Source organism: Aquimarina callyspongiae (genome assembly GCF_034322225.1).
Classification (GTDB): domain Bacteria; phylum Bacteroidota; class Bacteroidia; order Flavobacteriales; family Flavobacteriaceae; genus Aquimarina.
In genome coordinates this window covers 539,118-551,280 of the sequence record NZ_JAXLPA010000002.1, presented here as the reverse complement: position 1 = coordinate 551,280, position 12,163 = coordinate 539,118, and the positions used below count along the sequence as shown (strand labels likewise).

The 12,163-nt window shown below is 31.8% G+C and carries 12 protein-coding genes; 9 read left to right on the top strand and 3 right to left on the bottom strand.

The features are described 5' to 3' along the window. Nucleotides 1-120: 120 nt before the first annotated feature. Complete coding sequence (locus U0D62_RS09490; RefSeq protein ID WP_322287033.1) at nucleotides 121-1,350, top strand: response regulator; 1,230 nt, start codon at nucleotides 121-123, stop codon at nucleotides 1,348-1,350. Here the strand turns inward: U0D62_RS09490 and U0D62_RS09485 are convergent. Further along, nucleotides 1,343-2,293: a peptidoglycan DD-metalloendopeptidase family protein gene (locus U0D62_RS09485; RefSeq protein WP_322287032.1), complete on the bottom strand. Its 951-nt coding sequence runs from the start codon at nucleotides 2,291-2,293 to the stop codon at nucleotides 1,343-1,345. The two genes, U0D62_RS09490 and U0D62_RS09485, sit on opposite strands and share 8 nt — an antisense overlap. A 342-nt stretch (nucleotides 2,294-2,635) precedes the next feature. On the opposite strand from U0D62_RS09485, the gene U0D62_RS09480 reads away from it, so the two are divergent. The 3 genes from U0D62_RS09480 to U0D62_RS09470 all read left to right on the top strand — a co-directional run bounded on the left by U0D62_RS09480 (nucleotide 2,636) and on the right by U0D62_RS09470 (nucleotide 4,602). Next, nucleotides 2,636-3,469: an OmpA/MotB family protein gene (locus U0D62_RS09480; RefSeq protein WP_322287031.1), complete on the top strand. Its 834-nt coding sequence runs from the start codon at nucleotides 2,636-2,638 to the stop codon at nucleotides 3,467-3,469. 192 nt (nucleotides 3,470-3,661) lie between these two features. Beyond that, complete coding sequence (locus U0D62_RS09475) at nucleotides 3,662-4,108, top strand: hypothetical protein (RefSeq protein ID WP_322287030.1); 447 nt, start codon at nucleotides 3,662-3,664, stop codon at nucleotides 4,106-4,108. Between the two features lie 83 nt (nucleotides 4,109-4,191). After that, entirely contained in the window at nucleotides 4,192-4,602 is a 411-nt protein-coding gene (locus tag U0D62_RS09470) for a DUF2541 family protein (protein ID WP_322287029.1), read from the top strand. A 60-nt stretch (nucleotides 4,603-4,662) separates the two neighbouring features. Here U0D62_RS09470 and U0D62_RS09465 read toward each other — a convergent pair whose 3' ends face one another. Further along, entirely contained in the window at nucleotides 4,663-5,877 is a 1,215-nt protein-coding gene (locus U0D62_RS09465; RefSeq protein ID WP_322287028.1) for a class I SAM-dependent rRNA methyltransferase, read from the bottom strand. Between the two features lie 173 nt (nucleotides 5,878-6,050). Here U0D62_RS09465 and U0D62_RS09460 point away from each other — a divergent pair, with 173 nt between their 5' ends. From U0D62_RS09460 to U0D62_RS09440, 5 genes are all read left to right on the top strand, one after another. Continuing rightward, nucleotides 6,051-7,595: a M20/M25/M40 family metallo-hydrolase gene (locus U0D62_RS09460; RefSeq protein ID WP_322287027.1), complete on the top strand. Its 1,545-nt coding sequence runs from the start codon at nucleotides 6,051-6,053 to the stop codon at nucleotides 7,593-7,595. A gap of 506 nt (nucleotides 7,596-8,101) precedes the next feature. Further along, nucleotides 8,102-8,413, top strand: a complete 312-nt coding sequence (locus U0D62_RS09455; RefSeq protein WP_322287026.1) for an ArsR/SmtB family transcription factor — start codon at nucleotides 8,102-8,104, stop codon at nucleotides 8,411-8,413. A gap of 40 nt (nucleotides 8,414-8,453) precedes the next feature. Next, on the top strand, nucleotides 8,454-9,053 hold the full coding sequence (locus tag U0D62_RS09450; RefSeq protein ID WP_322287025.1) for a short chain dehydrogenase: 600 nt from the start codon (nucleotides 8,454-8,456) through the stop codon (nucleotides 9,051-9,053). 40 nt (nucleotides 9,054-9,093) lie between these two features. Further along, complete coding sequence (locus U0D62_RS09445; protein ID WP_322287024.1) at nucleotides 9,094-9,879, top strand: PhzF family phenazine biosynthesis protein; 786 nt, start codon at nucleotides 9,094-9,096, stop codon at nucleotides 9,877-9,879. Between the two features lie 15 nt (nucleotides 9,880-9,894). Next, nucleotides 9,895-10,587, top strand: coding sequence for an aspartate/glutamate racemase family protein (locus U0D62_RS09440; RefSeq protein WP_322287023.1), 693 nt, complete (start codon nucleotides 9,895-9,897; stop codon nucleotides 10,585-10,587). Nucleotides 10,588-10,591: 4 nt separating this feature from the next. On the opposite strand, the gene U0D62_RS09435 is transcribed toward U0D62_RS09440, so the two are convergent. Then, nucleotides 10,592-12,112 carry a DEAD/DEAH box helicase gene (locus U0D62_RS09435; RefSeq protein ID WP_322287022.1) on the bottom strand — a complete coding sequence of 507 codons (1,521 nt, stop codon included), beginning with the start codon at nucleotides 12,110-12,112 and terminating at the stop codon, nucleotides 10,592-10,594. Between the last annotated feature and the right edge of the window lie 51 nt (nucleotides 12,113-12,163).

The following is a 12,163-nucleotide window of genomic DNA, read 5'->3' as shown; positions in this document are numbered from 1 at the left end:
CGATGTTATACCTAAGAGCTATAATTTTAGGCCTGAAAATTAACAATCTGATAAAAAAAGCCCGAATATGCTTGTAAGATAATCCTTATATTTCTTACTTTGTTCCCATAAAAAATTGCTATGACCTATTATATAATTGGAGGAGTACTGTCGGGGATATTTCTTTTTTTATGGATACGTGCAACCATTGCTCTTAACCATAAAAATAAAGAATTAGAATCATTACGGACAAAAGCAGAAAAACGTGCTCAATCACAAAGAGAATTCGTTTCATCTTTAAGTCAGGAATTGAGGACTCCTTTATATGGTATAATGGGATTAACCAATCTTTTGGTTGCAGAAAATCCAGATCTTAAAGAAAATAAAAAACTGAAATCTTTAAAATTTTCTGGGAATCATTTATTATCACTGGTCAACAACATTCTACAAGTTAATGATATTGATTCAGAAAAAATCACACCACAAAATAGTGCATTTGATTTAAAAGAATTAACACAAAACTTAATTCATTCTTTTAGTTACGCTACTGAGAATAGTGATAATACGCTTCATTTTGAGTTTGACCCAGATATCAATACTTTAATTAAGGGAGACTCCCCTATTTTATCTCAAATTCTTATTAATCTAATCGGTAATGCATTAAGGTTTACAAGAAACGGAAATGTATACTTTTCAGTAAATCTTATAAAGAAAAAAGGGAATCATTATAATATCTCTTTTAAAATTAAACACGATGGAAATGAAGTTTCTGAAGAAGATGAAAGGTTCATTTATCAGGAATTCGTTAATATCGAAAAAATAAAAAAATCTTACCTAGGGAACGGTATTAACTCTTCAATTGTAAAAAAATTATCTAAAGCTATTAACGGAGAAATTGTCATTGAAGCTAATTCAAATGCTGGATCAGCCTATGCCTTTGTAGCAGATTTTGAGATACAACAAAGTAATAATAATGAAACTACTTTTTCTGATGCTAAACCAAAAGCATTAATCGTTGATGATAATAAACTTAATTTGTTGGTAGCAGACAGAATGTTATCCAGAGAAAATTTTGATTGTACCACAATTGATAATGGTTTTGATGCAATCGAATTAGCAAAAGAGAATAATTACGATATTATTCTTATGGATATCAATATGCCAAAACTAAACGGAATTGGAACTACTAAAAGAATCCGCGAGTTTGATCTTCATACTCCTATAATCGCTTTGACAGCTGTTGATGTAACCCAACTAAATCGCCAGATCATCCAAGCCGGTTTAAATGATTATATTCTAAAACCGTATGACAAGGATCACTTATTAGAGATGATTCATAAATATCTAAAAGAAGATCCTGTAACTAATTAATCAATATTCGTTGTCCTATTTTGAGAACAGAATTGTAGCGAATAGAATTGAGTTTACAAATTTCGGAAACAGCAAGACCGTGTTTATTTGCTATACGATGAAGAGTATCTCCTTTTCTTACTGTATATATCTTCTTACGCTGTTCTTTAAATTTTTCTGCATCCTCAAGAGTAGTATGTACCACAACTTTACTCTTGCGAGTAGATCTATGATATCTTGGGTTCATCCATTTTTTTGTAACATACAATTTATCCGACCTTACTTTTGTGTTTTCAATAAAATCGAATAGATATTCTGGGTGAATACTTTTACCATGATATCTCACTTCAAGATGCAAATGACTACCTCTAGCATTACCAGAAACACCTCCTATACCAATAGCCTGTCCTTTTTTTACTTCATCATTTTCTTTTACCAGATATTTTGATAAATGTGCATAAACAGTTTCTAAACCATTATTATGTCTAACAACAATAGTTCTTCCGTGACCACCATGATAGCCAACATATCTAATTTTGCCATCCAAAATGGTTTTTACCTTATCCCCAGTCACAAGATCAATATCTATTCCTTGATGTGGTCTTCCTCTTCTCCATCCATAACGAGAAGTTACAACCATTTTTCTATCCACAGGAGATGAAAAACTAGTATCCTTAAACTCTAATTGAAAAGGATACTGCAGGCTCTCATTTTTAAACGGGTTAAATTTATTATTGTCCCAGTTTACTGTAAATACTGTATTTTTTTCTTCACTTATTTTACCGTTCAAAGTTTGATACGTTTGATAAATGGGCAAATAAATCAATTCTCCGTTGACCATTAATTCTTTATATTCAATAGGTGCATCATTTTGCTCTGTAGATAATTCTTGAGCATTGATAGCTATAAATGAGAAGAAAGTAAATATACCGGATATTACCAGCCTTTTTTTTACAAAAAACATTAATTATTATTCATTTTAAAATTTCAAAGTAGGTATAGATCCGGGTGTCTTTTTATCTACAATATGACGGTAAAAATAATATGTTGTTACAATAAATTACTATTACTTAACCAAAAAATATAAAATAACTGTATAACAAAGTGCAATATATAATTGAAAATCAATTAATTAAACTCTGTAAAAAAATACAGTATTCCAGTAAGTCACTTACGGATAACTTTTTTGAACCAAAAATTATTAACATATTTTAAGAATTTGATGTGAAAAAATTAGTAAGTGCTATAACAATAATTGAAATATCTTAAAGTTTATCATGGCGTAATCAAGAATAATTAAATAACCATGAAAAAATCGTTCACACTAATCGCTTTATCAGGAGTTCTGATAATGACCTCATGTGTATCTAAGAAAAAGTATGTTGCTCTTGAGCAAGAACTACAGAATACTAGAGGTACACTACAAAAAACTACAGTAGAAAAAGAGGAATTGGAAGCTAAATTTGCTAAGATCGAATCTCGAGTAGCTGATTATAATGCTAAAATCAACTCTTTATCTGAAGCTAATGATCAAAAAATGGTCATGGTAGATGATCTTGCCGTTATCTCTAATAATACCAAAGAGAAAATGAAAGCCACTTTGGCAAAAGTAGATCCACAAAAATTGCAAGGAGCTAAAACATTACAAGATTCTATGAATATTGCAGTTTCTTATAACTTAAAAAGCTCTCTTGATGATAATCTTAAAGAAGATGAGGATATTTCTATTGATATTGACAATACAGTAGTTATGATCTCTATTTCTGATAAGATGTTGTTTAACAGTGGTAGCTACCGTGTAAGCAATAAAGCTGATGGAGTATTACAAAAGTTAGCTGATGTAATTAACTCTGAGCCAAGTCTTGAAGTTATGGTAGAAGGTCATACTGATCCTAGAACTATTAGTACTCCTGTTTTAGAAGATAACTGGGATTTAAGTGTTAAAAGAGCAACTTCTATTATCAGAAAATTGCAAAGGAGTTATGATGTAGATCCTGCAAAACTGATTGCATCTGGAAGAAGTAGTTATAAACCTTTAGTAGAAAATGATACTAAAGAAAATATGGCTATTAACAGACGTACCAGAATCGTATTATTACCAAATCTGGATAAATTCTTCGCTTTACTTTCTGCGAATTAATAAATACTTTAGTTTTTATAAAAAGAGCAAATCTTATCGATTTGCTCTTTTTTTGTTACAGATATTCATTCAATTTTCTGTTCTAGATTCTATATATAATAAATCACAAAATCATTTTAAAAAGAATTCAAAACAAAATAATCTCACAAAATTTTCGTAAATTATTGAATCACAGATTAAAACCTCTCTATTATGAAAACCTTTGTATTAATTTTAGTAGGGATGTGCTCTATTTTTATAATTCCAGAAAAAAGAGATTCGGCATCCATTGAGCCTTATAACCTAGAAGGTGTTTGGGAACTTAAGCATCATTTTCTTTATGAAAATGATAAAGTAGCAGATACAGTCCTTAATCAAAATGGGTATCGCCAGGTAAAAATGTATAGTAAAGGAAGAGTAATGTGGACAAGATTTGACCCAGAAGATAGTAATGAATGGTTTGGATATGGTACGTATACCATTAAAGATGGTATGCTTGAAGAAAGATTGGAATATGCTTCAGGGCCAATGATGAAAATTGTAGATACTACAAAAGTATTTAGGTTTGAATTGGTAATGGGTAAAAATTCTTATCAACAAATCACTCTTGACGAAGAAGGGCATTACGCACAGTCAGAAAATTATGATAAGATTGAATAAGTCTATCAAATAATTTTATGATTACGGATTAAACCTTTTCAAAATTGTTAAGTCTAACTAACAAATCAATACATTTAAAAACCATGAAAAACATAACACTACAAAAGCTATCGCTCCCATCGCTATTAATTGTATTATTTATTATATCCAGTAGTTTTACAACAAACACTGTTAAATGGGATCACCTGGGATCAAGAACCGTTAATTATAGACTTGATAAAGATGTGATTAAAGTAACAGCTAAAGAAGGAGGTTTCACAAAACTCAAAGTTAAAGTAACAGGAGGTTCTCTCAATATGCATAAAATGATAGTTCAGTATGGAAATGGTAAAAAAGATGTAATTAAATTAAAACATAATTTCTCTAAAAGAAGCTCTACAAGAATTATCGATTTAAAAGGAGGTAAAAGAGTGATAAGAGATATTACATTTTTTTATGATACCAAGAACTTATCTAGAAAAAAAGCCAAAGTACATGTATTTGGTAAGCATTAACAAATAAAAAAATTCAATAGTAGTAAACCATAAACAATCCTTATCATAGGATTGTTTTTTTTATGAAATACGATAATAACCACATTTTAGATACGCCCCTTCGGGAAAAGTAATAGGATGATCAATGTCATGATAAGTTTTACTCAATTCTTCAAAAGATTTGCCAGAACCTAGAATATTCTCTTCAGAAATAGTAAAAAACTCTTCAGCATTAACTCTAGAAGAACAAGACGCTAATACTAAAATTCCTCCTGGCATTACTAATTGCGCTCCAAGTTTTGCTAAACGAGCATAGCTGTTTTTAGCTTTTGAAATTTCACTTTCTCTCTTTGCAAATGATGGAGGATCAATTACAACAATGTCAAATCGTTTTTTTTGATTTATCAAGCTTTGTAATCCTTCAAATGCATCAATAGCCATAGTAGTATGAATACCTGTATGTGTATTTAACAATGCATTATTTTTTGCCATCTCTAAGGCATGTTTACTGATATCTAAACTAATTACTTCAGTTGCTTCACCAGCTAATGCATGAACAGAAAATCCCCCTGCGTATGAAAAAACATCTAAAACCGTTTTTCCTTGAGCAAGCTCCCCCACTCTTTTTCTATTTTCTCGATGATCCAAAAAATAGCCTGTTTTATGTCCTTTAATAACATTAGCAGAAAATGAAACACCGTGTTCTCTAAATATTACTACTTCGTTTTCCAAAGTACCATAAATTACTTTTCCATCATACAAACCATAAGATTCTCCTTTAGATTGAAGCAATCTACTTAAACGAAGCACCACTGTTTTACAACCGGAGACTTCAATCAAATAATCAATTATCCAATTAAGATAAGGAAACCATATATGAGAATACAATTTTACAACTAATACAGTATCATAAACATCTGCAATAAATCCAGGTAGGTTATCATTCTCTCCAAATAACAATCGATAGCTATTAGTATCTGTTTCCAATAACGGTTTTCTTAACTCATATGCTTCGTTTATTTTTATAGAAAACCATTCTTTATTAATCTGTGTTGGTTTTCCTGCATGTATTAATTTAACCCGAATAGGAGAATATGGATCATACAAACCACAAGCCAAAAAGTTATTCTTTTTTGCATCGTAGATAATAACTAAATCTCCTGCTTTCGCCTCAGTATTTTGTTTAATTATGCTATCTTCAAAAACCCAAGGATGTCCTCGTTTCACCATCTTCTCTGCAGTGGGCCTCAATTTAATCGCAATACGATTTGTCTGTATATCCGGAATAATATTCATTGTTTGCAAGAATAACGATTATTTTACTCTCCTTAAAGCATACACTCTTTAATATTTACACTTAAGAATATTTTAATCCCAATATTGATGACTCTGATTACATTAAGGTTTTGTTAAATAAAAACTCTTAGCTCTTGGATATGTTTACATTGTACAAATAAAATCCATCTATAATGAAACACATATTCACACTTATCTTAATTTTGGTATGCTTGTCTTTATCTGCTCAGGAAAAAGACCCTGTAATCGAAAAAATAATTAATGAAGCTACTGATCATTCACAATTAAAAGAGCTAGCACACGAGCTTTTGGATGGCATAGGTCCTAGATTGGTAGGAACACCCCAAATGCAAAAAGCACATGAATGGGCTGTTGCCAAATATAAAACATGGGGAATTGATGCCAGGAATGAAAAATGGGGAGAATGGCGAGGTTGGGAACGAGGTATTACACATATTGATATGGTATACCCTAGAATAGAATCCCTCGAAGGGATGCAATTAGCCTGGAACCCAAATACTGGAAGTGAGGGTGTAACTGCCGAACTAGTTGTTCTTCCGGTTATAACCGATTCAATAGCATTTCAGAATTGGTTGCCTAAAGTAAAAGGCAAATTAGTTATGGTTTCTATGAATCAACCTACAGGAAGACCTGATTATAACTGGGAAGAATTTGCTACAGAAGAATCTTTCAAAAAAATGAAAGAACAAAGAGAAGAACAAACCAAAGCCTGGAGAGAAAACATTAGAAAAACAGGTTACAATCGTCGCACATTAACGCCTGCTCTTGAAAAAGCAGGAGCAGCAGGTATTGTCCAGAGTAATTGGTCGAGAGGATTTGGAGTTAATAAAATATTCAGTGCAAGGACTAAAAAAATTCCAACTGTCGATATTTCACTAGAAGATTATGGAATGCTATATCGTTTAGTTGAACATAAGGCAAAACCAAAAATAAAAATTGTGGCAGAATCCAAGGAATTAGGAATGGTACCTACATTTAATACAATAGCAGAAATAAAAGGAACTGAAAAACCGGATGAATACATTATCCTTTCTGCTCATTTTGATTCTTGGGATGGAGGAACCGGAGCAACTGATAATGGTACCGGAACCATTACCATGATGGAAGCTGCCAGGATTCTTAAAAAAATATATCCCAACCCTAAAAGAACTATATTAATTGGTCTTTGGGGAAGTGAGGAACAAGGACTTAATGGGTCCAGAGCTTTTGTAGAAGATCATCCTAAAATAGTTGATGGTGTCCAGGCACTATTTAATCAAGATAATGGTACAGGTCGAGTGGTAAGATTATCTGGACAAGGATTTCTTCACTCCTACTCTTATTTAGGCAAGTGGTTAGAATCTGTACCAAAAGATATCACAAAACATATAGAAACAACATTTCCTGGTGTTCCTGGTGGTGGAGGATCTGATTATGCATCATTTGTTGCTGCTGGAGCACCTGCATTCTCCTTAAGTTCGCTAAACTGGTCATATTGGAATTATACCTGGCATACCAACCGTGATACTTATGACAAAATAATATTCGACGATGTATTAAACAATGTGATTTTAACTGCAATTTTAGCGTATAAAGCTAGTGAAGACGCAGAAAAAACATCAAGAGAAAAAAGTGTATTACCTATCAATCCCAGAACAAAAAAACAACGTACCTGGCCAGAACCAAGAAGCCCTAGAAGAAAAGGTGGTGTTAATTAACTACTAAACACTTAAGACAAAAAGCGAGATCATAGTTATGGTCTCGCTTTTAAATTATCTAGTATACCATTAAACATGAAAAAACGTCCATCCCAAGTGTATCAGGATAGACGCTCTATAGTAACGTTCAAACTGTTTTGTAAAGAAATTTTAGTCTTTTTGATCGATGAAAAGCAAAAGGTGTTTTCGTTTTTAAAAGCACTCATCCCAAGAAGTATCAGGATAAAAGCTTTAGAATCACTATTGACAAAATACTTATCTTCAATTAATTATCAGTTTCTCTACTGCTTATACTTACTAGACGAACATATGTAAATTTTGTTACAACAAATAAGATGTTTTTTTTAAAAAACATTAATTTCAATAGGTTTTAAATAGTATATACTCATTTCCTAATCTCATAAAACTATATATAATTCAGGCATTCAGAGAGCTTTTAAAGTAGAACAACAAATAATTTACATTTTTAACATATTCATATAATTAAATATGTATATATTTGTATTATGGATAAAGATAAAATCCTTCAGATAAATAAAGCGTTATCGAATGCCACTCGTTTAGACATACTAGGTTGGCTAAAAGATCCCGATGCAAATTTTCCGCCTCATAAAGAATTAGGTCATTTTAATGATGGTGTTTGTGGTCAGCATATAAAGGATAAATCTGGTTTATCACAACCTACGATTTCTCATTACCTATCCGGAATGCATAAAGCCGGACTGTTGATAACAACAAGACACGGAAAGTGGACATATTTTAAAAGAAATGAAAAAGTAATCAAAGAATTTCTTAACTCAATTCAACAAGAGTTATAAAAATTTTAAATAATATATTTATAAAATTAAATATATAATTATGAAAATATTAGTTATAGGTGCTACTGGTACCATAGGAAAAGAGGTATATAGTAGCTTAAAAAATGATTATACTGAAGTATATGGTGCACATAGAAATAGTGAATCCTTCCCTATTGATATTACGGATTCAACTTCAATTATAAAATTACTTAAAGGTTTACCACAACTAGATGCTATTGTTAACGTAGCTGGTACCGCCGCCTGGAAATCATTTTCTAAGTTAACCGAGGAAGATTATTACAAAGGCATTCAAAGTAAATTAATGGGACAAGTAAATCTTACACATATTGCTCAAGATTATTTAAGCGATAAAGGTTCAATAACATTGACAACTGGTATCCTTGCTGAGCACTATGAACCCGATACTGTTGCTTTATCTTTAGTCAATGGAGCCATTCATAGCTTTGTAAATGCAGTTTCGCATGAATTAGACCGCAACATCCGTATAAATGTAGTTGCTCCCGGAGCCATTTCAGGAAGTTTTCCTAAAGACAAAAAATTTGCAGGTTATTATCCTGTGGATATCACTGACGTTACTAGTGTATACAAACAAGCTTTAACTACTAACATTACTGGCAAAGTTCTCAAAATATATTAAGCAAAATTTATAACTCTCAATACAACAAAAATTCAGACAGATGAAGATTAAAATGTATCAAATAGATGCCTTCACCAAAAAACTTTTTGGTGGCAATCCCGCAGCGATATGTCATTTACCACACTGGTTAAATGATGAGACATTACAAAACATAGCCATAGAAAATAATCTTGCAGAAACCGGATATTTTGTAAAAAACAATGATCATTATGAGATTAGATGGTTTATGCCATATGCTGAAATTGATTTATGTGGTCACGCCACTCTGGCATCAGCTTATGTTATTTTTAATTATATAGACACTACATTGAATGAAGTAACCTTTTCTTCTAAAAGTGGAGTCTTAAAAGCCAAAAAAGAAGATAATGGATCCATAACTCTTGATTTTCCATCTCGTCCTCCAAAAGAAGTTGAAATCCCAGCACAGGTTTATAAAGCTTTCAATTCAAAACCTATTAAAGCATATGGAGATAGGGATTTGATTATAACTGTATCTTCTGAAAAGGAAATACTTTCAGAAAAACCGAATCTTGAAGTTCTTAGAGGACTCCCCTATTTATGTACTATAATAACATCTCCAGGAGAAAATGTTGATTTTGTATCTCGCGTGTTTGATGCTAATCCTGAGATTCCTATGGAAGACCCGGTAACAGGTTCTGCGCACTCATCATTAGTTCCTTTGTGGGCAGAAAAATTAAATAAAAATAAGCTTAAAGCACTTCAATTATCAGAACGTCGTGGGGAGCTAGATTGCAGATTAGAAGGAGATCGCGTTTATTTAAGTGGATATAGCGTTCCTTTTTTAATTGGTGAAATTGAAATATAACTAAAGATAATTAATATGAAAACTATTGGATTAATCGGAGGAATGAGTTGGGAGTCATCAGCCGTTTATTATGAGTTAATGAATAAAAAAGTTAAAGAATTACTTGGAGGTTTTCATTCTGCCAAGTGTATTCTAAATTCAGTAGATTTTGCTGAAATCGAAAGTCTACAGCATAAAAATGACTGGAATAGCCTTAATCAAACAATGATAGCATCTGCTAAACAATTAGAAAATGCAGGAGCTGATTTAGTAATTCTATGTACTAATACAATGCACCTATGTAGTGATGAAATCATTAAAAATACTTCTATTCCTTTTTTACATATAGCAACTGCAACTAGTAAAGAAATTGTATCTCATAAATTACAAAAGGTAGCACTCTTAGGTACCAAGTTTACTATGGAAAAAGATTTTTATAAAAATATCCTGAGTGATCACAAAATCGATTATCTAATACCAGATAAAAAAGATAGAGCCGTTATCCATGATATCATTTACAAAGAACTCGTTCTAGGAGATCTTAAGAACATATCTAGAGAAAAGATCATAGAAATCATTAAAAACTTACAAAGCAAAGGAGCTCAAGGTGTAATTCTAGGATGTACAGAATTACCTTTACTTATCAAATCTACTGATGTAGACATCCCTATCTTTGATACTGCAAAAATCCATGCAGAAAAAGCTATAGAAATGGCCCTTAAAAATTAGTAAGTTATTCTTCAACAAACAACTGATTGATCTTAGATCTAAGTTTACGTTTGTAATCTTCTTCTAACCAATCTCTATAATTTTTTGTGCTTTTACTTATACAATAAGAATATCTACGTACTCTATACTGGATATCATCATCAAGCTGCCTGCTAAGAATACGTGCATCAAAGACGTCCTCACTGTTCTCTATGCACATCTTAGCATGCTGTTCTATCGATTTTTCCAGAACAGTCATACTTCTAAGGTTATACCTTTTAGTTTTAGAGTACTCTTCTTCGATATCAAAATCTATATCTGTTGAATTGATAAATTCTTTTCGTATCTCTTCAGGCATTACATACTTGAAGTTTCTTTCGATTTCTTCATCACCAACAAGGTTGTCATAGTAAAAGTCAGGAGATCTAAAAATAGACTGCCAATCAACATTAGCATTCCATAAACCAAATCTAGCAGTATTATTTCCTAAATCAAGAATAGAAAATTCAGGTTTATTAGGTAAGATCCTGGATCCCCTACCAATCATCTGAAAATATAACGTTAATGATTTTGTAGCTCTGTTAAGAATAATAGTCTCAACAGTAGGTTCATCAAAACCAGTAGTCAAAATACTAACCGAAGTAAGAATGGCATTCTCTGTTTCTTTAAACCATTTTAATATATCTGCTCTCTCCTGTCTACTATTTGTATTATCCAAATGTCGAATTGGATAACCCGCCCTTAAAAAAGTGTCATATACATAAACAGATGTATTAATACCATTATTAAAGATCAATGTTTTCTTGCCTTTTGATCTTTGCTCATATGCATGTAAGAGTTTATCCTGCATTAAGTTATTGGTATACAACTCTTCAGATGATTTTACTGTATAATCACCATTCATACCTATTTTAAGAGAGCCCAATCCAACATCAAATGTATATGTAACTGGCTTTGCCAGGAACCCTTTTTTTATCAAAGAAGTAATCGTATCTCCAACAATTAATTCCTGATAATTATCCTTCATAGGAAGTTTCATATTAGAACTAAGAGGTGTTGCAGTAACTCCTAAAATAAAACAGTGCGAAAAGAACTTAAAAAGCTTCCTGAATGAGTTATAATGTGCTTCATCAATAATTACCATCCCAACATCAAACAGTTCCAGCTGATCATCATTAAGCCTATTATTCAAGGTCTCTACCATTGCAACAAAGCACATGTATTCTCCCTGATCCTCAAGCTTTTTAACCGAACTATTAACGATTTTGTTTTTAACCTGAAACTCTGTAAGCATATTGGATGTCTGATTACAAAGCTCTATACGATGCGTTAAAACCACTACCTTTTTCTTAGTAGTTTCTATGTATCTTCTAACAATTTCTGAAAATATAACGGTTTTCCCTCCTCCTGTAGGTAATTGATACAGCAGGTTGTATTTATTAGGAAACTCTTCTAAACGGCCAAATATTTTATCGATATCCCTTTTCTGGTAATCGTATAATACTTTTTGCTCTTTTTTATCTATCTCTGTGGGGGGTAGTCCCATTAAGGTCTCAATTAAAAATAAGCTACAAAATTAAACACTTTAAGAGGTTAT